This window comes from Colwellia demingiae, assembly GCF_007954275.1.
GTDB classification, from domain to species: Bacteria; Pseudomonadota; Gammaproteobacteria; order Enterobacterales; family Alteromonadaceae; genus Colwellia; species Colwellia demingiae.
The window spans coordinates 348,134-371,887 of record NZ_VOLT01000003.1; the positions used below are offsets into that span (position 1 = coordinate 348,134).

Here is a 23,754-nt window from a genome sequence, read left to right on the forward strand (position 1 = left end):
CTACCTTATCTTGAATTCAATTAAATAAACAAAAAACCTTACTTAATTAATTGTATTGCTTTTTGGCTGATAAAAGCAATACAATTTACTGGAACAATTAATTTAATATCCCTGAGCGAAGACTATTATTACTCAAGAAATAAAACAAAAGGTCCCTAGCAGTTCAGCCCCTATTGGCGTGTTCGACTCTGGTGTCGGCGGACTGTCTATTGCTAAATGTATTGCTCAGCAACTTCCACATGAAAATATTATCTATATTGCCGACAGTCTCCATGCACCCTATGGCGAAAAGTCTGTTAAATTTATTATTGAGCGTGTAAATCACATTGCCAAGCAACTTATTGCTAAAGGCGTAAAAGCCATAGTTATTGCCTGTAATACCGCAACCGTAAATGCCATTGAGCAACTTAGAGCGCAAGTAAATATTCCTATCATTGGGGTTGAGCCAGCAATTAAACCTGCTGCAAAGCAGAGTATCAGTAAAAAAGTGGCTATATTAGCGACACAAGCAACCAGCGAAAATCAACGCTTTAAAGACTTAATTGACCTACACCATAATGGCGCTCAAGTTCTAATCCAACCCTGCCCGGGTTTAGTTGAATTTATTGAACAAGGTAAACAAAATAGTGACGCTTGTAATGCCTTGTTAAAACAATATATAGATCCTCTCATTGAGCAAGGTATAGACACGCTAGTACTTGGTTGTACTCATTACCCTTTTGTCCAAAAACAAATAAGCATCATTGCCGGTCAACAAGTGACAATTATTGAGACAGCGGCACCGGTAACAGTACAATTAAGCAAGAAATTAGTAGAAAAAGAAATAGATGCATGTAAAAAACAACAAGGACAATATCAATTTTTTAGCTCGCTTGAGACAAAACAGCAAGAAGAAATATTTAGCCAATTATGGCAGGAGCCACTTACTTTACATGCATTAGAGCCTTACTAAATTACCCCTTTCAATAACTTCGTTTAGATAAAACCTCCAAGAACATTACGCTAGTTCAATAAAATCACAATTAATTAGAGACGTTTAGCCGTCTAGGCGTAAAAAAGCTAGAAAGTTGTTTTCAACAGGTGTAGAATCGCCCCATTATTTTGTATAACTCAAATTTTTCTGAGGATTTATGTCTAGACATTTTTTTACTTCCGAGTCTGTTTCTGAAGGCCATCCGGATAAAATTGCCGACCAAATTTCTGATGCGGTATTAGATGCCATTATTGCCAAAGATAAACATGCTCGTGTAGCCTGTGAAACGATGGTAAAAACCGGTGTTGCTATTATTTCTGGTGAAGTATCAACTAATGCTTGGGTTGATTTAGAAAAACTTACCCGTAATGTGATTAGCGAAATAGGCTATACCTCATCAGATGTTGGTTTTGATGGCGCAACTTGTGGCATCATGAATTTGATTGGTCAACAATCACCTGAAATTGCTCAAGGCGTAGATCGCAGCAAACCAGAAGAGCAAGGTGCTGGTGATCAAGGTTTAATTTTTGGTTATGCAACCAATGAAACACCTACATTAATGCCTGCACCATTATATTATTCACATCGTTTAGTTGAACGCCAAGCTGAAGCGCGTAAATCAGGTGTTTTACCTTGGTTACGCCCAGACGCTAAATCACAAGTAACGTTTATCTATGAAGATAATAAGCCAGTTGCTATTGATACCGTTGTACTTTCTACGCAGCATAACCCTGATATTAAACAGGAAGATTTGGTTAGTGCAGTAATGGAAAATATTATTAACCATGTATTACCTGCAGAATTATTAACTGAAGATACTAAATACCATATCAACCCAACAGGTCGTTTTGTTATTGGTGGCCCAGTAGGTGATTGTGGTTTAACCGGTCGTAAGATTATTGTTGATACTTATGGTGGTATGGCTCGTCACGGCGGTGGTGCTTTCTCAGGTAAAGATCCATCAAAAGTTGACCGTAGTGCTGCTTATGCTGGGCGTTATGTTGCTAAAAATATTGTTGCCGCTGGTCTTGCAGATCGTTGTGAAATTCAAATTTCTTATGCCATTGGTGTTGCTGAGCCTACCTCTATTTCAATTGATACGTTCGGTACCGGAAGTATCTCTGAAGAGAGATTAGTTGAAATAGTACGTGAACATTTTGACTTACGTCCTTATGGCATTACTAAAATGTTAGACCTATTACACCCTATGTATCAGCAAACTGCTGCCTATGGTCATTTTGGTCGTGAACCATTTGAAATGACCGTTGGTGATGATACTTTCACAGCCTTTAGCTGGGAAAAAACTGATAAAGCAGACGATTTACGTAAAGCTGCAGGTTTATAGTTAATACCGAATAAAGCTAAGGAGAAACTGAGTTATGCGTTAAAGCATTATCTAGCTTCTCCTCACTAATCAACGGATAGATTTATCATAAATTCTGTCCATAAAAAAACCAGCTTATCTAGTAGATAAACTGGTTTTTTATTTTAATAGGATCTATTTAAGCCTATTAAATACTCGCACTAGTTAGCAGCATCAAGCTTTTTACGTAATGATTGACCCCAAGCCTTAAATAGGTTTTTTGCATCTTTAGCACGTTCCATCGCTGTATTAGGTTGATAGTCATCACCAATGGCTTGTGTACCTTCAAAGATATGAATTAAGCTTCTTGTCTTACCATCACGTAAGTGAACTGATAAATGAAACTCACCAGAGCCTTTCGTTGTTGTTTCAGTATCTTCTTGTGAGGCATACGGCATAAAGCTGATAATTTCTACATCAACAATAAGTACACCCTTACCTTCTTTATCTACAATATCGTAGCGGCCTTTATTCTCAGTTAAGCCTTTTTCAACACCTTCTTTAAAGCGTGCTTTTAAATGAGCTCGATTACTATCTGTGACTTTCCATTCGAAACTTTCTTTATCAATCCAAGGAGGTGAAATAATTTTAGTGTGGGAAAGGTCTAAGTCTTGTATATAAACCTTATCGTAACCACTTAATGAAATAATTGGGCTAGCAAAGTTCTTATCCACTGAGATCATTTCACCAGCAATGGCTGATTGACCTGCGAGTCCTAAAGAAAATACACTGGCCGCAAGCGTGGTAAGTATAATTTTTTTCATTGTTAATCCTTTTTATTTATATTACTTAAGAAATTACGTGTAATTTCGTAGCTAGTCAAACGAAACCAATAAAAGAGTACAACTTTATACATTTATTCATTGTTTTTTGCACTTGCCGCCCTTATTTTAGTTTAATAATCATGATTTTCCATTAAGCCCTATTATGCGTAACCCAAGAATTTTTCAACAAAGTCAATTTGCTCTTAACGAAACAGTGACGTTATCTGATGACGCGTTTGGTCATGTAGTGCGAGTTTTACGCCTAAAAGAAGGTGACACTATTACATTGTTTAATGGTGAAGAGGCTTTCCAATATACAGCAACACTTTGTAATATAAGTAAAAAATCAGCTGACGTAAACGTTATTTCCCAAGAAGAAAACAACAGTGAATCACCGCTTAATATTCATTTAGGGCAAGGTATTTCTCGTGGCGATAGAATGGACTTTACGTTACAAAAATCAGTAGAGCTTGGCGTGAATACCATTACCCCTTTATTTACCGAGCGCTGCGGAGTGAAGCTTAATGCCGAACGTCTTGAGAAAAAACGCCAACAGTGGCAAAAAATTGTCATTAGTGCTTGTGAGCAAAGTGGTCGTGCAAGCGTGCCCGTTGTTGCAGAGCCGATGTTATTAGCCGATTGGTTAAAACAAGAAACCAGCGCCTTAAAAATTAATTTACATCCAAAAGCCCAGCATTCCATCATGAGTTTGCCCATGGAAAATACTCGTGTTCGATTACTCATCGGTCCTGAAGGCGGTCTAAGTGATGAAGAAATCACTCAAGCCAATGACAGTGATTTTCACGATGTACTGCTTGGCCCAAGAGTATTACGTACTGAAACCGCGGCATTAACGGCAATTACCGCATTACAATGCCGCTTTGGTGATTTACACTAAATTTATTGTTGTTTTTCTCAACGACAGCGTTAAAAAATTACTCATTGATTCGCATCAACATTGAACAGGATAAAAAATGACTACAAATAAAGTAATAAAACTCGGCATAGTGATGGATCCTATATCACAAGTTAAAGTAGCAAAAGATTCATCAATGGCGATGATGCTTGAGGCACAGCAACGTGGCTATGAACTTTACTACATGGAAATGAAAGACTTATATCTTGAGCAAGGCCAATGTCGTGCTACAACGCACAGAGTTAAAGTATTTGATGATAGTGAGCATTGGTATGAGTTATCAGATCCACAAGATATAGCCGTGAGTGAGTTAGATGCAGTATTGATGCGTAAAGATCCTCCTTTTGATACTGAGTTTATTTACGCAACTTATCTTCTAGAGCGTGCTGAAGTTGAAGGCACACTCATTGTAAATAAACCACAAAGTTTACGTGATTGTAATGAAAAGCTATTTACTGCTTGGTTTAGCGAATTCACTCCTAAAACATTAGTAACGCGTAGTAGTGATAAAATTCGTGAATTTCACAATAAACTACAAGACGTTATTATTAAACCCCTTGATGGCATGGGTGGCGCGTCAATATTTCGCATTAAAGCGGATGATGTTAACGTAGGTGTAATTATCGAAACCTTAACCAACCATGGCGAGCAATATGCTATGGTGCAAGAGTTTATGCCAGAGATTGCTGATGGTGATAAACGTATACTGATTGTTAATGGTGAGCCTATGCCTTACTGCCTAGCGCGTATACCTGCTCAGGGTGAAACTCGTGGTAATTTGGCTGCCGGCGGACGTGGCGTTGCTCGCCCTCTTAGTGTTAGTGATAAAGCAATAGCTGATGCCATTGCCCCTGAATTGAAGAAGCGTGGTCTATACTTTGTTGGCCTTGATGTTATTGGTGATAAAGTGACTGAAATCAATGTGACGAGTCCTACCTGTATTCGTGAAATTGAAGCAGCTTATCCAATAAATATCAGTGGCAAGTTAATGGATGCGATAGAAGATAACATCAAAAAATAAGAGTTGAATTGCATGGAAAAACAACAAAAATCAGAACAAAAAGCAACGCTCAAGAAGGATCTAGAAATAGATCAGTCTCAAGCAATGATTAGTTTAGAGAACCAATTATTGATTGCCATGCCTTCTCTTGGTGATCCTTATTTTAATAAAACTGTGACCTATATTTGTGAGCACAATGAAGATGGTGCTATGGGTTTGATCATCAACTTACCCGTTAATATCACCTTAGCGGATCTGCTCAAGCAAATAGAGCCAGATGAAGATGACAAATCTAACAGAATGAGTAAAAGCAGTAAGATAACTGAAAAGGATGATATAAATGATATTTCGCTTGTCACTGATATCACCAATAGCTTAGAACAATTAGTACTCGCAGGTGGTCCTATTGCTCAACAGAGAGGTTTTGTTCTGCATAGTTCACAACCAGGTTGGAGCAGCTCTTTAGTTTTGAGTAAAGAGCTAATGATCACCACCTCAAAAGATATCCTAATGGCACTGGGCACTCAAATGGCCCCTGAACAATTTATTGTTACCTTAGGTTATGCAGGTTGGGGACCAGGTCAACTTGAACAAGAGTTGCAGGCTAATTCATGGCTTACCACGCCTGCCGATATTGAAATACTTTTTAAAACACCAATCGAGCAACGTTGGAAAAAGGCCACTGAAAAACTGGGTATTGATGTCGCCCATTTATCTACCGATATTGGGCATGCTTAATCGCAGCCCTTTTCAGCTCCAATGCATAAAATGCATCATAAGATTACATCATAACATTGCTGCATAAGCTTACTGTTTAAAATAATGACCGTACCCCAAGGAAAAAAATGTCGACTAAAACTAAATCACCCATTGGCCAACGCACCGTTATTGGGTTCGATTTTGGTAAAAAATATATTGGCGTTGCCGTAGGCCAAGAAATGACAGGCAGTGCTACACCACTTGGTTCGGTAAAAGCCAATGATGGAATTCCGCATTGGGATAATTTAGCCAAATATTTAAAAGAATGGCAGCCTGATTTTATTGTCGTTGGTTTACCACTGAATATGGACGGTAGTGAGCAACAACTTACCTTAGACGCTAAAAAATTCGGTAACCGAATCCATGGCCGTTTCGGTATACAAGTTGAGTTTCAAGATGAGCGATTAACCACTGCTGATGCCAAAGAGCAACTATTTGCTCGCGGCGGTTTTAAAAATTTGAAAAAAGATAATATTGATGCTGAATCAGCAAGGTTAATTATTGAGAGCTATTTTGAGCAACAGTACAATTAGTTACTGTGTTTAAACTGCCCTCATCTATTCAACTTAACCTTGTCTAAACCTCGTCTAAATATTGTCTATAGCTAGAGAATAAATTGACTTTAAACTCATTGGGATTAAACTAAAAACTAGTCTACATTTCAATGAGATAAATAATCATGTCTGCCAAGTTGTTCGTTACTTGCACTAATCTATTTATGCTGCTTTTCGCGCTAATTTCCCTCAATGCTTGTGATAGCAGTAAACCTGGTATTGCCCTAGGCACGTTAGAGCGAGAGCGTATAGCTCACACCGCAACAGTGAGTGAAATCATCACCGCTTTACCTGTTAGTGCAGGTAGCCAAGTAAGAAAAGGTACTGTACTGGTCAAGCTTGATGATACGATTCAAAAAGCGCTGGTTGCTAAAGCAAAGGCGCAAATGTTACAGGCAAAGGCTAATTTAGAAAAAGTGCATAATGGTGCTCGTGAAGAAGAAGTTGCTGCAGCCTCTGCGCAAGTTGCTGGTGCCAAAGCAGCGCTAGTAAAAAGTGAAGCCAATTATCAACGAGCTAAAATACTGATTAGAAAAGAATTAGCGAGTCAAGCAACACTTGATAATGCCCTTGCCTCGCGTGATGAAAATACTGCTAAATTACACAGCGCTCAAGAGAAACTTTTACAACTTATCAATGGCGCTCGCATTGAAGACTTACAAATCGCCGAGGCTATTTTAGCGACCACAATCGCAGTAGTGGATAGCGAAAAGAAAAAACTCAAGGATTTAACCATTACCGCCAAGCGTGATGGTTTATTAGATAACTTACCATGGAACTTAGGCGAACGTGTCACACAAGGCAGTCCTGTGGCAATTGTATTGGCAGGCAACGCTCCTTTTGCTCGTGTTTATGTGCCAGAACCCTACCGAGTAAAAATAAAAGTTGCTGATAGATTAATGGTACACGTTGATGGCTTGGTAGCTCCTATTATCGGCACTGTACGATGGATATCTTCCGAACCCGCTTTCACCCCTTATTACGCTCTGAACCAAGAAGAGCGGGCCAACCTCATGTATTTGGCCGAAATACAATTACCTGATAGTGCTGCAGATTTACCCATGGGTGTTCCCGCGCAAGTTCAAATGCCATGATTCTTTCGACCCGTGCCGCAGCCAACAATACAACTTACAGTCCTGAATTGGCTATAAACGCTAAGAGTCTCTGCCGAAATTTCGGTCAATTAGCCGCCATATCGAATTTAGATTTAACCGTTGAAAAACAAACTATTTACGGTTTTTTAGGACCCAACGGTTCAGGTAAAACTACTGCTATTCGATTACTCACTGGCTTATTAAAACCTACCAGTGGTCAGATTAATGTATTGGGTTGTCATTTACCGCAAGAAGCTAATAAACTGCGCTTGCAAATTGGCTATATGACACAAAAATTCTCGCTTTATGATGATCTTACTGTCAAAGAGAACCTACAATTCATCAGCAAGATTTATGGGTTAACGGCTAATGAACAAAAATCACGTTTGAGTGAGTTATTAAGTACTCATCAATTAACCCAACAAAGCCAGCAACTTGCTGGCAGCATGAGTGGCGGTCAAAAACAGCGTTTAGCCCTTGCTGCTGCTGTGATACACAAACCTAAACTACTCTTTTTAGACGAACCCACATCAGCGGTTGACCCACAAAATCGCCGAGAGTTTTGGGAACAATTATTTGATCTTTGCGATCAGGGCACCACTATTTTGGTCTCAACTCATTACATGGATGAAGCTGAACGTTGCCATAAATTAGCCATTTTAGAAAACGGCGTTAAAAGAGCAGACGATACACCTCAAGCGTTAATGAATAACATGTCGGCACAGGTTGTTGAGATTGCAGCAAATGACTTACGTTATATAAAAGACAAGCTAATCCAACTGCCGCAAGTCATCTCAGCCGCTCAGTTAGGTACGCATTTACGCGTTTTAGTTAATAAAGCAGAGAGAAATCCGGTAGGGCTATTACAGCGCCAATCCTGTATAAAACCAACAGATCAACTTGCCATTGTTAGACCTAGTCTGGAAGATGTCTTTGTAAGCTGCACTGGTCAAGGGGGCGCACGATAATGAAAACATCTTTATTGAGAATTCAAGCAATCGTCACTAAAGAGTTATTGCAACTTAGCCGCGACAGAATGACTTTTGCCATGGTAATCATGATCCCCTTTGTACAACTCTTGTTATTTGCTTTTGCTATTAATACCAATGTACGGAATATTCCCGTTGGCGTAGTTGATCATAGCCAAACATCGCTAAGTCGTATATTACAACAAACAGTTTCTGCAACAGGTATTATCACCTTCACCCACAGCTATCACTCGGTAAAAGCAGCACAAAAAGCGATTGATAGTAATGAAGTGCGTGCGGTACTGATTATTCCACAAGACGTTAGCCAGCGATTGGTTCGTCACCCCAGTGTCGGCTTTGGTTTACCGCCATCGAGTAAACAAGAAACCAGCAGGCCCATTGCACAATGGTTAGTAGATGGCTCTGATACGGTTATAGCGGGTAGTATAAAAAGTTTGCGCAATATGCCGTTAGCTGAACTGCTAGACAAACCGGCCAACCGAAATACCCCTACGTTTGAAGTGACCTTACTCTATAACCCAGAACAACGAAGTGTAGTGAACATTGTACCTGGCCTTGTTGCCGTGATACTGACGATGACCATGATAATGTTTACCTCGGCTGCAATTGTCAGAGAGCAAGAGCGCGGGAATATGGAGATGCTCATCACCACGCCACTTGCCCCTATTGAATTGATGATTGGTAAAATATTTCCTTATATATTTATTGGCGCTATTCAAGTCACCATTATTTTAGGACTCGGTTATTGGCTTTTTAACGTGCCTTTTAATGGTGGATTGACCCAACTTGCGATTGCTACCTTGCTGTTTATTTGCGCCAGTTTAGTGCTCGGACTAGTTATATCAACCATTGCCAAAAATCAATTGCAGTCAATGCAAATGACCATTTTCATCTTGCTACCCTCAATATTATTATCTGGTTTTATGTTTCCTTATGAAGGTATGCCACTGCCGGCGCAATATATTGCAGAGGCGTTACCCGCTACGCACTTTATCCGCTTAATTAGGGGCGTTGTTTTACGTGATGTTGACGTTATTGAGATGAACTTTGATATGTTTTGGTTAATTGGTTTTACTTGTTTTGGTTTGCTCGTTGCAGCATTGCGTTTTAAAAAGACCCTTGATTAGTTTTCTTCAACTATCTATTTAAGCCCATACAACCTATTTCGAAATAAAATTTTTTATATCTACAACTTTTAAATTATCAATTTGTTAAATTAAGGCTTATTGGCGCCAACCATAATCATTGCACGTTGTGGGGTAAATACCATGCCCTTATTATCAACAAACTTAAATGGTATGGCGATATTTTTTAGTCCGGCATTTTTGATGATAGAAAAGTGTAAGTGAGGGCCAGTGGAAAACCCTGAGGATCCTGAACGAGCTAACTTATCACCCAGTGCGACTTTATCGCCCTCTTTCACTATTGCTGTATCCATGAGGATATGGGCATACGATGAAAAAGTACCATCATCATGAAGCACTTGGATGCCATTCGCTTTGTCTAAAAAGTAGCTTGTCGTACCGCTCATGTGATAATCATCTTTTACCCAAATCACGGTACCTGCTCTTACTGCTGTTAAATAAGTACCTACATCCATAGCTATATCAACGGCATATTTATTGTAGTCATTGGTATGGGAAAACTTGCCATTGAAACCTTGAGTGATTCGATGCCCTTTAAGTGAGCCGAAAGGAGCATGATATTGGTAGTTATCAGCAACACTTTTGGGATCACCTAATGCCAAGCGATAATTTAACTTAGGTGCTTTTTTTTTGCTTTCAAGTAAAGCTGTGCTGCCTCTTGCAGGAATTACCTTACTAATAAATTTTTGACTAAATGGGGAAGTAAAACCGACTTCAATAGGGGTAAAAAAAGCATTTTTAGCATAAAGGGTATAACCATGCTTCCCCTTGATATTATATAGTTTGATTTTAGAGGTAGGCTTTGTCGGGCTAGTGTATTGTAAAGTAGAAAAGTCTTGCTCTTTTTCTGGCGGCTTATCGCTAAATACCCAGTTACCATTGGCATCTTTATATTTATACATTTGCCCTGCTTGGCAAATAGTAAAACATCCAGCTAACAATAGTAGTAGCCATAATCCCTTCATAAAAACTTTCCTTGTATTATACCAATCAGACTAACTAAATGATCTTTTTGAATGGCCTAAATATCCAATAACATTGTTGCTTTCAATCCCAATAGCCAGCTATTGCTCAATCAAGCGCCTTGTTCTTGAAAATTTATCCTCATAAAAAATTGATCCATTAATTAATCTAATTGGTATTACTTATCCTGAACTTAGAGTATTGGATGTTTGGTGTATTAAACTTGAAAAATTAATCATATCAAGCTGTCACATCCTAATAAAGCTATGTTATGTTTTAATATAGGAGTAAATTAATGCTTCTACTTACAACGCAAACATTATATTAAAAAGTATTTAGATGCTATTTAAGTACACACTAATAACAGGTGACGTATTAAGATACAGACATTAGGTTACAAAGGGAGTTTATGAATAACTTAACACTATTAGGTATTATTTTACTGGTTGCAGGCAGCTGTTTATCATTTAACTCAAGCGCCGAAATTTATACTTGGACAGATAAAAACGGTAAGGTCCACTTTAGCGACAAACCAATCAGTGATGAAAAAGTTACGATAATAAAACCGAAAGAAAATAATAATATTTCAAAAACTGTCAGCAGCAACAGTCAATGGCAACAAGACTATAATAAAACTAAGCAAGCTAAAGCAGAACAAGCACAAAAAAAAGCTAAGAAAAAACAGAAAAACATAGGTTATTGCAATCAACTAAAAAGCGAACTTGCCCTGTATAAGCAAGGTGGCCGTCTTTATCTGATGTCGGCTGATGGCGAGAGAAATTATCAAAATGAAGAACAACTAACGGCTCAAAAGAAAAAGTTTACTAAGTTAATTAAACAAAACTGCCGTTAAGCTTGTTACCAAATTATTAGTTTGGAAAATTAGCGAAGAGGACGTCAGTAAGAGAGGTAATCATGACAAGAACATTACCTGTTATCAATATTAAAGCACAGAGTAGTCACCATGCGCTTTTTTTAATGTTAGTTGCGTTATTCATCACGTTTTGCACCTTAGTATTTAGCCAAGGTTATTGGCGACAACTTCATTTGGTGATTATCTTTATTTACCTGTGTTCACTGGTAATATTTATAACCGGTTTAGCAAAGTATCTAGAGCCTAAATATAGTTTATGCCTTAATCCTAATAACATAAAATATCAGCATAGATATGGTCACTGGAAAATTGACTGGCCACAAATCCAACGAATATCATTAATAAATGAAACCTCAGGCCTATCGACAATACAGTTGCCATATATAGGTATTCGTTTAATAGATTTATCTACGCTAGCCGATAAGATATCACCACGTTTGGCTAACCGTCTCATTCATGAACAAAAACCGCTAGTAGCTTTTGCAATGAGTCAGAAGTTACTTCCCCTTGATCAAAGTCTTCTTAACTTCGATCCTTTTGTTTTATCTTCTGGTGAAATACTGACAGGGCCATTAGCTGCATTCCTACATCACAGTACCCTATTGAATCAAGCGCTGGGTTATCACTTATTTTTGCCTGAAACAGCAATAGACCGTGACCTTAATGAGTTCTGTACTTTGCTGACGCAATGTATGAGATCTTCTACTGAATATAAATGAACAGTTGATAGTTCAGCTATCATGTCGATTGGGGCATTTTTTCAACGAGTAAATCAATAAAACATCGCACTTTAGGTGATAAGTGTTTTCGGCTTGGATAAATAGCGTAAACATCAATTGTTGGCGTGATGTAATCATTAAGTAATATAGCTAGCTTATTATCTTTCAGTGCTTTTTCCATAACAAATTCAGGTAATCTACAAATACCATGCCCTGCAAGTACCATGGCTAACTCCATACTTGCGCTATTACATAATAATTTAGCTTTTACTTCAACTTGGTTATCGGTGCCGTTGCTATGGCTGTAAATCCATTTCTTAGCTTGCTTTAAGTTACTGTAACAAATGCACTGATGCTCACTGAGTTGCTCTGGCGATTGTGGTAGACCAAAGCGTTTTAAATAGTCATGTGATGCCACAGTATAAGCTTTACAGCTATATATTTTTCGACAAACTAAGCTTGATTCTGCTAGTTTATCTGTGGCTCTAATTACCAAGTCAAAGCCATCTTGCACTAAATCAACATGGCGGTCATTTAAATCTAAAACCAAATTTACTTCCGGATACTGGTGCATAAACGCTGACACCACGTCTTGTAAATGGTTTTCTGCGAACGACGTTGGACAGCTTATTTTAAGCACGCCTTTGGGCTCTATATGACTTTGTGTTAATAGGGATACCGCATCATGGGCATCGAGTACTAACTGTTGGCATTGTTCATAATAGACTTGTCCTTCTGGGGTCAAACTGATCGATCGTGTGGTTCGGTTTAACAAACGAACGCCAACCCGTGCTTCAAGCTTATTAAGTGTTTTACTGATATAAGAATTTGAATGACCTGTTGCTATCGCGGCACCAGAAAAACTGCCGCATTCAACCACTTGGGTAAATATCACCATACCATCAAAAAGTTTGGAGTCGTTATTATGAGTCATATGGAAAAAGTTTTTCTCATTAGAGGCTATTAATTACATTCGATTATAGCTATATACTAGCTATATATTAAGTTTTAAGTCTAAAACATATTATTTAGGCTAAAGTTGTATACCCATTACCAATCAAAGTGCAGGATTTCAGTGGGAATTAAAACCACTTTAGGCAAGGCAAATAATTTAAGCATAGTCATTCTATGGTTTGATTATTTAACGCCGTATAAAGTGATTTTAAGCCCATCAAAGAAGCGCTTGAGCAACATCACTCCATCGTTGCTGTGACTCATAATGGCGCTACATGGATGTAGCTTACTAGAGAATGCAGGAGCATATTCTCCTGAACAACCATTATTTCATCACAGCGCCTTGAATTGAAATTGCTCAAACACTCTGAAACATGCATCTTGAATGGTAACGGGTATAACCATTAAATCATCTAATTTATAAATACAATAGGAAGCATTATTATGAAATTATTAGCCTTTGCAGCCAGCAGCAACTCAAAATCTATCAACAAACAACTGGCCACTTACGCAGCCTCACTAGTACCCGGTGCTACCGTGGAGATATTAGATCTTAATGATTATGAAATACCATTATTTAGTCAAGACAAAGAAGAGTTGTTAGGTCAGCCAGAAGCTGCAAAGTCTTTTTTTGCTAAGCTAGGTCAAGCAGATGCTATTATCATTTCATTTGCTGAGCACAACGGTTCATATACTGCAGCCTATAAAAACTTATTTGATTGGACTTCTCGAATCGAGCAGAAATTATTTCAGAACAAACCAATGGTATTACTGGCAACGTCACCAGGTCCTGGTGGTGCCAATACGGTATTAACCGCAGCTACTGGCTCTGCTCCTTATTTTGCTGGTGATGTGAAAGCTAGTGTATCGATTCCGAGCTTTTTTGATAATTTCGATAGCGAAAAACAAGAAATTAGTAACCCAGCAATACTTGATGAGTTGAAGTCTGCTCTAGCCCAATTAAGTTAAACCGAGCAATAGCTCTGAATTCATCCATAGATAAAAATAACCACCAATTCTTTTAAATAGATTGGTGGTTATTTATGAGTAGTTCAGGACAAAATTTTAATCATACTCACTTGCTGAGTCCTTGAAAAATAATGAAGTAACCCTTCTTCAATTGATTCAAGTTATGAGCTATAACATTTTACCTTGTCGATATTACACTTAGCCCTTGAATAGTGTGACAAGTTAGCATAGATTTAGTTACATTCTGTTTGCTCAATACCCAATGATTATTCTATGACTCCAGTTAGCTATTTCCCGCACAAAAATAATGAAATGTATGTTGAAGATATTGCTGTTAGTGATATTGCTCAGCATGTACAAACCCCTTTTTATTGCTATTCAAGTACCGCCATTGAAACGAGTTTTCAAGAATATCAAAATGCTTTTATCAGCCAAGATGCCCTGATTTGCTATGCCGTAAAAGCTAATAGCAACCAAGCGGTTCTTGCTACCTTAGCCAAATTAGGCTCAGGTGCTGACGTAGTATCAATGGGTGAAATTCGACGCGCGATAACCGCTGGTATTAAGGCCGATAAAATCGTCTACTCTGGTGTTGCGAAAACCCAAGAAGAAATTCACTATGCTTTATCGTTAGGTATTTTCCAATTTAATGTTGAGTCTGAGCCAGAGTTAGAGTTGATATCAAAAGTAGCCACTTCTCTTAACAAAACGGCTTCGATCGCTTTTCGTATTAATCCTGATGTCTGTGCGCAAACTCATGCAAAAATTTCCACAGGGAAAGCAGAGAACAAGTTTGGCGTCCCTATTTCAAAAGCTCGAATTGCCTATAAACGAGCAGCATCGTTACCGGGTATTAAAGTGCAAGGTGTTGATGTACATATTGGCTCTCAATTAACCAGTTTGGCTCCTTTTGAAGAAGCGTATCAGCGAATTGCTGAACTAGTTGATGAGTTAAGAGCTGATGGTCATGAAATCAGTGTTGTTGATGTTGGCGGTGGTTTAGGTATTACCTATCTTGATGAAGTTATCCCGAATAAGCAAAGCTACGCTGATTTAGTTAAGGCGCAACTTGGTCACCTTAATTGCAAGATTATTATTGAGCCGGGACGATCATTATTGGGCAATGCGGGCATCCTTGTCTCAAGTGTTGTTTTTGTAAAAAATGGCGAAGAACGACAATTTTTGATTCTTGATGCAGGTATGAATGACTTGATCAGACCGAGTATGTATGAGGCATATCATCAAATTATTGCCGTGAATAAAGGTGCTAACGAATTAAAAACCTATGACGTGGTAGGTCCAGTTTGTGAAACAGGCGATACCTTTGCTAAAGCAAGACAAGTACATGAATCGGATGCAGGTGATTTAATTGCGATTATGAGCAGTGGTGCTTATGGTTCAGTGATGTCGTCTAGCTATAATACGCGTATGTTGGCGCCTGAAGTGATGGTGAAGGGAAATGAATTTGCTATAGTAAAAAAACGCCCAAGTTATGAAGAGATTATCAAGCAAGATATTATACCAAGCTGGCTGTAAATAGATTTTGCTACTCATACTTATAGGTAACTATCGTTAAATTTATCTTATCAATGTCTCTGCTATCAAGTTTATCTACATAAAAAATGGCTCTTAATCTTACCGATTAAAAGCCACTAACTACCAGGTAATTTCGTCGCTTTATTTGGCTACTTACCTAAACGCCCAATTCTCAAATAATTCAATGATAAAGCAGATCACTTTAATAGTCTGTTAGTACTATTTTCTGCTCAATATCACGAGACAAAGCCGACAGTAATTTTATTACCTCAAAACTTGCTGATTCCATTAACGTTAATTTTTCAACCGCTAATTCTGTATCACCTGAGCTGAATGCTTTTAACGCTTCAATGCCTCTTAAATGCACTTGAGCATGCGGTTGTTCTATTTTTTTAAAAGACTGTTGAGACGAATATTTTTCTGCCCCTTCACCTTCATAATACCATTTACCCAATCTGCACATACTGTGGTCTGCAAAGTCATCCTGTGATTTATCTGACATACCTAACATCACTTTATATACATCAAGCTTCCACACCACATGATCCATTTTTACTGTTTGAATAAACGAATCTGACGTGGAGTTAGTAATAACGGTATACATATGCTGAGATAGTTTCACAATTTTATTTGCAATACCCTCTATAGATGAAGTGCTTTTTTTGATTTCGCCACTTTTATCACCGACCTCTTGAATCCCCCCAATAACGTCGCCCATTTGTTGATTAACTTGTTCAATGAGATTGGATATTTCATTTGACGCTTCAGCTGAACGCTGTGCTAACGTTCTGACTTCATCTGCAACAACTGCAAAACCACGACCTTGTTCACCTGCTCTAGCCGCTTCAATAGCCGCATTTAACGCAAGTAAATTAGTTTGATCAGAGATCCCTTTGATAATATTAACAAAATCATTGATCCCACCTGTCACTGTTTTTAATTGGTCAACTGAGTTTGATGCACTTTGAGTATCATCACTTATTTCTGTGGTCGACTTTATGGTTGCAGAAAGCATATCCATAATTTGGTCAAACAACTGTTGAGATGATTGGAATTGATCACGATAATCAATGAGCTCTGTAGAAGTAGTAGCAAGACTCTCTCTGATTTGATCAACCAAGGTTGATGACTGTAACCAAAGCTTATTTAAATCGTCCTGGTTTTTATATCTAGCAGCTGTGTCGGACATATCCTCAGTAAGCTCACAATTAGCATCGTTAGCTTGTTTTAATTCACTTTCTAAGGTTTGATTCTGTATTTTTAATGATTCTATCTCGTCTTTAAGCGACTTTATCTCTTTCTTACTCTTTGAATTAAATATCATTTACATATCTAGCTAGTCATATCGTGTATTTATTTAAACATATTGAAAATAAATTTACCTTATTGTTTTTAGATAATTGACTGTTTATTTGATCTATACCCTTTGTCGCTCAAAGTGCAGGATTTCAGTGAGAATTAACATGATTTTAGTCGAGGAAGATAATTAGTAAAGAGTAGAGACATTAATTCCATTTACTGGGGAGTAATCTCATAATATTGTTCTATGTTTCTGGATTAATGCGCATTGGGCGCATTGATTAACTTATTTTAGCTGTAAGTCAAGAGTATTTAGCACCAACTGGCTTCATTAACAGGGGCTTTCAACTGCTCCTCAATATTTGCTAACAATACTCGATAACCTACATTGCCATAAAGTACTTGTCTGCCATTATCAATGATATACGTTGGACTGCCTTTTAAAGACAATAACTTGGCTTGTTGATAATCAGCCATCAAAGCGGCTATTGCTCTGCCATCATCTATCGATTTTTTCACTTCATCCGCTTTATAGCCAGCTTTTTCAATGAGCCCAAACAAAATAGCTAAGTGACTAATATCTTTACCTTCAATAAAGAATGCCTGACGAAATAAGAGCGCAAGCTCAATGCTAACGTTTGCACCCAGTGTTAACTCAACCCCCTTTAAAACAAGATGCGGGTTAGCAGAAGAATGAGGGCGAACACTTTTCCACAGTTCAGCATTAATGGGTGCGTCAGGATAAGGGGCTGCAGCATTTTGAACATGGCTGGAAAACCCTGAAAATCCACCTTTATCTTGCCACTGGTTAGGAATTTTATTGCTCGCATCGCCAAAGATATCAAGGTAATGATAACGAAGTTCAATCTTACCTAACAATTTTTCATTAAGTTCTTCAATACGTCTTTGTGCTATCCACGCCCAAACGCATAAAATATCACTGTAATAGTCAATTACAACAGGGGCTGCCATGTTTACTCCACTTTACTAAAATTAACTTAAGAATGAATTGGTAATAATTTACTTAATATTACCTTGAGATAAGCTTACCCAACTAACACCAAGCATTGCAAATATCGTCTAGACTAGAAGTGATTACTGAAACATTTAGATAACCTACCCGCTTCAGTTGCTCGGCAGAAAAAATAGCCCGTGCGCCAGTCGCGCAGTGTAAATAAATTGGCTGTGATTCATTGGGATACATGTGTAACATTTTCATTTCAAGCAAGCCACGAGGAATATTGATAGTGCCTTCGGCTGACTTTTCAGCATACTCACTGGGCTCTCGCACATCGATAATCACACCACTTTCTTGCTTGGCTAACAACATCGCCTCTTCAACAGTCATGATGGTCAATGATTCTTTTGCTTGTGCTATTACTTCAGGTATTGTTTTTAACATACTTATTCCTCTATGGATCAATTAGGCTAGATTTAAATTAACTTATGCAATACAGCCACATTTTTACTTCTTAATCACGGCTTTTAAAGCCTACTTTTTTTAAAATCGTCATCATTAAACACCATTTAGTGAAAGATGATTGTATTAAGTTAACAGCAATAAAGGCAGTAAACCATAGCCAGTTTTGAGAATAATTAAACGCTAAAAAAAGTGATAATAAAATCATAGTGCCGGCAATTAACCTAAGTGCTTCATTGATTGTCATGATTATTTCCTTAGAAGTTGAAATTAATATTTAGATGATTTTTAATGTTTTTTAATGTTTTTTAATGTTTTTTAATGTTTTTTAATGTAATAAGCAAAATATACTTAACATTAGTGTTTACTAATATTAACTATATTAGCCTTTACTAATTTAGAAAACAAGTATAAAGTAAAATACATATTATCGAGTGAGCTCTCATGAATAAACTTATGAATACTGAACAACAGAAACTTTTAGAAAATGCGACCGAAGTAGCAGGAATTTTGAAGCAATTATCCAACCCTTACCGGTTAATGATCTTATGTTGTTTAAGTGATAATGAACTGACTGTTGGTGATTTAAATCAACGCATTGATCTTTCACAATCTGCGCTTTCACAACATCTGGCCAAATTAAGGGAGAGTAATATAGTAACGACAAGAAGAGAATCGCAAACCATATTCTATCGTATTGCTAACCCCAAAATAGAAGAGTTACTGCGTGTATTACATGCAAAATTTTGTAGTGACGAGTAAAGCATTGAAGTTTACGTTTAGTAATCAAAAAGTGAATTAATAATGACCATTAAAACTACTTTTACCTCTGCATTACTTAGTAAGGTACTAAACAGTAAAGTCCCACTCTTTATTTTGATATTATCAATTCTCGCAGGTTTGATAGCGCTTAACTTTACGCCACGCGAAGAAGAACCACAAATTGTTGTACCGATGATCGACGTTATCGTCGATGTCCCAGGGGTTAACGCCAAACAAGTAGAACGCTTAGTTACCACCCCACTTGAAAAACTATTAGCACAAGTAAAAGGTGTAGAGCACGTTTATTCGGTCAGTAATAGCAATCAATCTGTGGTTACACTACGATTTACTGTCGGTGAAAATCGCGAACGAGCATTGTTAAATACCTATAACAAATTGCACGCCAATACTGAAAAAATTCCTGCTATTGTGAGTAATTGGCGGGTTAAACCTATTGAAGTAGATGATGTCGCTATTGTCATGTTAGCGTTATACAGTACTAATAGTAGCCAAGTAGATGATTTCGCGTTAAGGCGACTTGCTGAAGAAGTATCTACCTTTTTACAAGCGATTGAGAACACCAGTGAGGTTAATATTGTTGGTGGTCGCGCACGTCAAATACAAGTAAATATCAATCCAGAACAAATGACAGCACGACAAGTTACTGTCGATGATATTTTTAATGCAATTAAAGTGTCAAATGTACTTGAAAGCCACGGAAATATTACCCTATCGAATCAATCAATAACGCTTGAAAGTGGTGATACCTATCGAGATATTGACGCCCTAAAGCAAACCCCCATTAGTGTTATCGATGGCAGCGTTATTTTATTAAAAGATATCGCCGAAGTGATTGATGGACCTGCAGAACAAACTAGCTATACCTGGTTAGATTATGCGAACACTCCTAATAATAGCAGCGACCATCCTATGGTAACCATTAGTATTGCCAAACAACGTGGCAGTAATGCTGTAACCGTTGCCAATGCGGTACATGAGAAAATGGCACATTTACAATCGACCATTTTCCCTGCCAATGTTGAAGTACAAGTATTACGCGATTACGGTGAAACGGCTAATGACAAAGTAAATGATTTAACCACTAGTTTAGCCTTCGCTGTTTTTACAGTGGTGGTTTTTATTGGTGTGTTTTTGGGGTGGCGATCTGCTGTTGTGGTCGGTTTAGCAGTACCTATTTGTTACGGCATCACTTTATCTTTAGACTTAATTTTTGGTTACACCATTAACCGCGTTACCTTGTTCGCGCTAATTCTATCATTAGGTTTATTGGTCGATGATCCCATCACTGGGGTAGATAATATTGAACGGTATTTGGCAAAAATAAAAGGCAAAGCTAAGACTAAAAACATACATGACGCTATTGTTGCAGCCATTAATGAAATACGTATACCTTTAATCATGTCTACCGTCACCATTGTACTTGCCTTTATTCCACTGGCATTTATTACTGGCATGATGGGACCCTATATGGCGCCAATGGCCTTTAATGTTCCGCTAAGTGTAATCAGTTCAACCTTGGTCGCCTTTTTAGTTACGCCATGGTTAGCTGGAAAACTTATCAAAGCTAAACCTGTTTCAACAAGTTCAGCTGAGGCAGTTAATCCTCAAGGTTTTCAACGTTTCTATTCTAAAGTACTAACGCCACTGTTAGATAGTCGTGCTAAAGGAAAAGCAGTACTTGCCCTAGTATTGCTTTTATTTATACTTGCCGCTTTGTTACCTGTAATGCGCTGGGTGCCACTTAAATTATTACCTTTTGATAATAAAAATGAAGTGCAAGTAATCATTGATATGCCTGAAAACTCCACCCTTGAGCAAACGGCTAACATGGCTAAGAAAGTATCAGTAATATTACAAAGAATTCCTGAAGTAACTGCCATTGCCAGTTATGTTGGATTACCCTCCCCCATAGACTTTAACGGTATGGTTAGGCAGTACTATCAACGTCATGCACCTTATTTAGCCGACCTGCGAGTACTACTGCTTGATAAAAGTCAACGTGAACACCAATCTCACGCCATTGTCTTAAGAATGCGAGAGCACTTAGCACCATTGACTAATGAATTAGCACATAGCAGCGATATTAAAATACGTGTGGTAGAAGTGCCACCTGGCCCGCCAGTATTAAGCACACTGGTGGCAGAAATTTATGGTAGTGAATTCACTCCGTATGAGAGCTTACAACAGGCTGCGATCTTAGTGGAACAACGACTAAAAGTAGAGCCCTTTGTGGTCGAGGTTGACTCAACTGTTGGAGGCGAACAAACACGATTGCGCTTTGATAGTGATAAAACTAAAGCGGCTCTTTCTGGTGTATCGACTTCAAGTATTAATCAAACCATTGGCGTCGCAACAAAGGGGAAAATTGCCGGTTATTTACACCTTGATAATGAAGCATCTCCCTTAGCCATTAATATCAAGTTGCCACTTGAACAACGCCAATCATTAAGTGATTTAAAACGCCTTTCCTTAAAAGGGCAAGCAGGCATAATACAAAACAGTACACCGCAGGGCATTGATATGGCGCCGCGACCTTTAGTATCTTTAGGAGAGCTTGGCGAGTTTATTCAACATAATCGTGATAAGCCGATATTCCATAAAGATTTAAGATCTGTTGTTTATGTAACTGCTGATATCTCAGGCAGAACACCTGCAGAGGTTATTGCAGATATCAGCAGTGATTTGATAAAAAACGAACTCGAACTTAATACTGAAAATATTGAGCAACGTAAACAAAGTGAGCAAAAAAATTGGCAAAATCGTAGCTTCCTAACAAATGGTGGCGGTACTGCTTGGCAATTACCCGATGATATTGAACTTTCATTTAGTGGTGAAGGTGAATGGCGTATCACCATTAGAGTCTTTCGAGATATGGGACTAGCTTTTGCATTCGCACTAACAGCCATATTTATTGTCCTGCGCATCCAAACAGGCTCGGCTGCTTTGTCAGGCATTATCATGTCAGCTATACCATTAACAGTGATTGGTATTATGCCGGGCTTCTTTATATTAAACCAATTTGGCGAGCGCCAGGTTGCCGGTGCACCTGATCCTATTCTATTCACGGCCACTGCGATGATAGGCATGATTGCTTTGGCGGGAATAGTGGTTAGAAATTCCTTAATTTTAATTGAATTTATTAGTCAAGCACAGCAACAAGGAGCTTCAATAAAAGAATCTTTAATTCAAGCAGGTGCAGTAAGAATGAGGCCGGTATTACTGACCGCTGGCACAACACTGCTGGGGAATTTAATTATCACCTTAGACCCTGTATTTAGCGGACTCGCTATAGCCATAATATTCGGCATTATCTCCTCAACGGTATTTACACTACTCGTGGTACCTATCGTTTATTCATTAGTTTTTGATGGTAATGCAAGTACAGACGATTCATCACATAACACTCTCGATAGTAAGGTTTCATCATGAGTACACCTCAAATTCAACAAGAGAAAGCTGTGAAAAAAATTATTATCCCAGTACTAGCGCTGATTATATTGTTAATAATGGTGGCTTGGTTAGCGGGGTATTTTAACAATAAAGTTCCTCCTGGCTTTGAAAAAACCTCCACCGAATTAGTTAACTTCGATAGCTACAAGGTAAAGAGCAGCACAGAAGCAATATTTGAAGGTATTGCCGCCAGTATTACCGCGAAACAAGCAACGATTATCTCGTCGAGACTGTTAGCACGAATAGAGCAAATAAATGTTCGTTCGGGCGATAACGTCAAAAAAGGTGACGTACTAATTATACTTGAGCATAACGACCTGTCATCAAGGGTTATTGAAGCCCGTGAGCAAGTCAATGCAATGATCGCAAGGTACACAGAGGCACAGAAAAATTTTGAACGGGCTAAGGAGTTATTTAATAAAAAAATTGCTTCTCAGTTTGATTTAGATAAAAGCAAGGCGGACTATCAAAGTATTAAAGCAGAACTGACCGCTGCTAAACAAAGTTTAGCCCAAGCCCAAACAACATTAAGCTACGCAACACTGCGCGCGCCAATTAATGGCAAAGTTGTTGATCGTTTTGCAGAGCCCGGTAATACAGCGCAAGCAGGCGAAAAATTATTATCACTATACAATCCTCTTTCTTTACGTGTTGAAGCTCAAGTGCGTGAACAGCTCGCACTTACCCTCACGCAAGGACAAAGTGTCACGGTTGAATTACCAACGATAAAGCAAAAATTAGTAGGTTTAGTGGAAGAAATAGTACCTGCAGCAAATACCGGGTCTCGTAGTTTTTTAATAAAAGTGAGCCTATCCTATCAAGAGAACTTGTTACCTGGCATGTACGCTCGCCTATTAATCCCTGCGGGTGATGCACAAAAGCTTTATATACCGAAAAATAGTGTGTTTCATATTGGTCAACTCGACTTTGTTCATGTGCTTATTGATGGGCAAAGTCAAAAACGTTTTGTACGAATAGGTGCAAATGTTAAACCAGGCTTTATTTCAATTATCTCGGGCCTTGTTGATGGAGACATTGTGGTTACTACCGATTAAACATTTGAGATCTGTGATAATAGAGGATAGCCGCTCACCCTCAAATAAATGAATCCGATTGGTATATCCCCCAAATAAAGTGGTAATTGGTTGCCTTATTAGCTGAAATACGTCGATAACGCAAAACTTGATACAATTTCACTTCTCACACTTAGTTACAAGTTGGCTATATAGC

At 38.2% G+C, this 23,754-nt stretch carries 23 protein-coding genes and 1 pseudogene; 16 read left to right on the forward strand and 8 right to left on the reverse strand.

The features are described 5' to 3' along the window. Positions 1–178 precede the first annotated feature (178 nt). Both murI and metK read left to right on the forward strand, forming a co-directional pair. Positions 179–952, forward strand: coding sequence for a glutamate racemase (murI, locus tag ESZ36_RS07175; RefSeq protein WP_146785605.1), 774 nt, complete (start codon positions 179–181; stop codon positions 950–952). A 178-nt stretch (positions 953–1,130) separates the two neighbouring features. Continuing rightward, on the forward strand, positions 1,131–2,318 hold the full coding sequence (gene metK, locus ESZ36_RS07180) for a methionine adenosyltransferase (RefSeq protein WP_146785608.1): 1,188 nt from the start codon (positions 1,131–1,133) through the stop codon (positions 2,316–2,318). Positions 2,319–2,497: 179 nt separating this feature from the next. On the opposite strand, the gene ESZ36_RS07185 is transcribed toward metK, so the two are convergent. Continuing rightward, complete coding sequence (locus ESZ36_RS07185; protein ID WP_146785609.1) at positions 2,498–3,100, reverse strand: DUF3313 family protein; 603 nt, start codon at positions 3,098–3,100, stop codon at positions 2,498–2,500. A gap of 163 nt (positions 3,101–3,263) precedes the next feature. On the opposite strand from ESZ36_RS07185, the gene rsmE reads away from it, so the two are divergent. The 7 genes from rsmE to ESZ36_RS07220 all read left to right on the forward strand — a co-directional run bounded on the left by rsmE (position 3,264) and on the right by ESZ36_RS07220 (position 9,539). Continuing rightward, a complete protein-coding gene (gene rsmE / locus ESZ36_RS07190; RefSeq protein ID WP_146785612.1) occupies positions 3,264–3,998 on the forward strand; it encodes a 16S rRNA (uracil(1498)-N(3))-methyltransferase in 735 nt (244 codons plus the stop codon). Positions 3,999–4,074: 76 nt separating this feature from the next. Further along, entirely contained in the window at positions 4,075–5,037 is a 963-nt protein-coding gene (gshB, locus tag ESZ36_RS07195; RefSeq protein WP_146785614.1) for a glutathione synthase, read from the forward strand. A gap of 84 nt (positions 5,038–5,121) precedes the next feature. Further along, positions 5,122–5,754, forward strand: coding sequence for a YqgE/AlgH family protein (locus ESZ36_RS07200; protein ID WP_146786155.1), 633 nt, complete (start codon positions 5,122–5,124; stop codon positions 5,752–5,754). A 107-nt stretch (positions 5,755–5,861) separates the two neighbouring features. Continuing rightward, the gene (gene ruvX / locus ESZ36_RS07205; RefSeq protein WP_146785617.1) at positions 5,862–6,308 is read left to right on the forward strand and encodes a Holliday junction resolvase RuvX; all 447 of its coding nucleotides are present in this window, start codon (positions 5,862–5,864) and stop codon (positions 6,306–6,308) included. 146 nt (positions 6,309–6,454) lie between these two features. After that, positions 6,455–7,423 carry an HlyD family secretion protein gene (locus ESZ36_RS07210; protein ID WP_146785620.1) on the forward strand — a complete coding sequence of 323 codons (969 nt, stop codon included), beginning with the start codon at positions 6,455–6,457 and terminating at the stop codon, positions 7,421–7,423. After that, positions 7,420–8,391: an ABC transporter ATP-binding protein gene (locus ESZ36_RS07215; RefSeq protein ID WP_146785623.1), complete on the forward strand. Its 972-nt coding sequence runs from the start codon at positions 7,420–7,422 to the stop codon at positions 8,389–8,391. Before ESZ36_RS07210 ends, ESZ36_RS07215 begins: the two co-directional genes overlap by 4 nt. Further along, on the forward strand, positions 8,391–9,539 hold the full coding sequence (locus ESZ36_RS07220) for an ABC transporter permease (RefSeq protein ID WP_146785626.1): 1,149 nt from the start codon (positions 8,391–8,393) through the stop codon (positions 9,537–9,539). The genes ESZ36_RS07215 and ESZ36_RS07220 overlap by 1 nt, the downstream gene beginning before the upstream one ends. 89 nt (positions 9,540–9,628) lie before the next feature. On the opposite strand, the gene ESZ36_RS07225 is transcribed toward ESZ36_RS07220, so the two are convergent. After that, entirely contained in the window at positions 9,629–10,522 is an 894-nt protein-coding gene (locus ESZ36_RS07225) for a peptidoglycan DD-metalloendopeptidase family protein (protein WP_146785629.1), read from the reverse strand. A gap of 407 nt (positions 10,523–10,929) precedes the next feature. Between ESZ36_RS07225 and ESZ36_RS07230 the strand changes: the two genes are divergently transcribed. Together ESZ36_RS07230 and ESZ36_RS07235 are read left to right on the forward strand one after the other, a co-directional pair. After that, complete coding sequence (locus tag ESZ36_RS07230) at positions 10,930–11,373, forward strand: DUF4124 domain-containing protein (protein WP_146785632.1); 444 nt, start codon at positions 10,930–10,932, stop codon at positions 11,371–11,373. Positions 11,374–11,435: 62 nt separating this feature from the next. Beyond that, a complete protein-coding gene (locus ESZ36_RS07235) occupies positions 11,436–12,113 on the forward strand; it encodes a DUF2982 domain-containing protein (protein ID WP_146785635.1) in 678 nt (225 codons plus the stop codon). 19 nt (positions 12,114–12,132) lie between these two features. Here ESZ36_RS07235 and ESZ36_RS07240 read toward each other — a convergent pair whose 3' ends face one another. After that, positions 12,133–13,047: a LysR family transcriptional regulator gene (locus ESZ36_RS07240; RefSeq protein ID WP_170235791.1), complete on the reverse strand. Its 915-nt coding sequence runs from the start codon at positions 13,045–13,047 to the stop codon at positions 12,133–12,135. 464 nt (positions 13,048–13,511) lie between these two features. Between ESZ36_RS07240 and ESZ36_RS07245 the strand changes: the two genes are divergently transcribed. Then, entirely contained in the window at positions 13,512–14,036 is a 525-nt protein-coding gene (locus ESZ36_RS07245) for an NADPH-dependent FMN reductase (protein ID WP_146785638.1), read from the forward strand. Positions 14,037–14,309: 273 nt separating this feature from the next. Next, positions 14,310–15,572 (forward strand): diaminopimelate decarboxylase, encoded by a 1,263-nt coding sequence (gene lysA, locus ESZ36_RS07250; protein ID WP_146785640.1) that lies wholly within the window; start codon positions 14,310–14,312, stop codon positions 15,570–15,572. Between the two features lie 202 nt (positions 15,573–15,774). Here the strand turns inward: lysA and ESZ36_RS23160 are convergent, their stop codons facing one another. The 5 genes and pseudogenes from ESZ36_RS23160 to ESZ36_RS07270 form a co-directional block, all read right to left on the reverse strand. Further along, on the reverse strand, positions 15,775–16,176 hold the full coding sequence (locus ESZ36_RS23160) for a CZB domain-containing protein (RefSeq protein WP_425457375.1): 402 nt from the start codon (positions 16,174–16,176) through the stop codon (positions 15,775–15,777). A gap of 30 nt (positions 16,177–16,206) precedes the next feature. Then, a pseudogene (locus ESZ36_RS23165) lies at positions 16,207–16,473 on the reverse strand (methyl-accepting chemotaxis protein); the annotation flags it as partial. A 710-nt stretch (positions 16,474–17,183) separates the two neighbouring features. Then, positions 17,184–17,843, reverse strand: coding sequence for a DsbA family oxidoreductase (locus ESZ36_RS07260; protein WP_146785646.1), 660 nt, complete (start codon positions 17,841–17,843; stop codon positions 17,184–17,186). Between the two features lie 82 nt (positions 17,844–17,925). After that, positions 17,926–18,273, reverse strand: coding sequence for a rhodanese-like domain-containing protein (locus ESZ36_RS07265; protein WP_146785648.1), 348 nt, complete (start codon positions 18,271–18,273; stop codon positions 17,926–17,928). Between the two features lie 70 nt (positions 18,274–18,343). Further along, entirely contained in the window at positions 18,344–18,538 is a 195-nt protein-coding gene (locus tag ESZ36_RS07270; protein WP_146785651.1) for a YgaP family membrane protein, read from the reverse strand. A 197-nt stretch (positions 18,539–18,735) separates the two neighbouring features. Between ESZ36_RS07270 and ESZ36_RS07275 the strand changes: the two genes are divergently transcribed. The 3 genes from ESZ36_RS07275 to ESZ36_RS07285 are packed head-to-tail and all read left to right on the forward strand — an operon-like array spanning position 18,736 to position 23,579. Continuing rightward, complete coding sequence (locus tag ESZ36_RS07275) at positions 18,736–19,053, forward strand: ArsR/SmtB family transcription factor (protein ID WP_425457374.1); 318 nt, start codon at positions 18,736–18,738, stop codon at positions 19,051–19,053. Between the two features lie 42 nt (positions 19,054–19,095). Then, a complete protein-coding gene (locus ESZ36_RS07280) occupies positions 19,096–22,503 on the forward strand; it encodes an efflux RND transporter permease subunit (RefSeq protein ID WP_146785654.1) in 3,408 nt (1,135 codons plus the stop codon). After that, a complete protein-coding gene (locus ESZ36_RS07285; RefSeq protein ID WP_146785656.1) occupies positions 22,500–23,579 on the forward strand; it encodes an efflux RND transporter periplasmic adaptor subunit in 1,080 nt (359 codons plus the stop codon). The genes ESZ36_RS07280 and ESZ36_RS07285 overlap by 4 nt, the downstream gene beginning before the upstream one ends. Positions 23,580–23,754 lie beyond the last annotated feature (175 nt).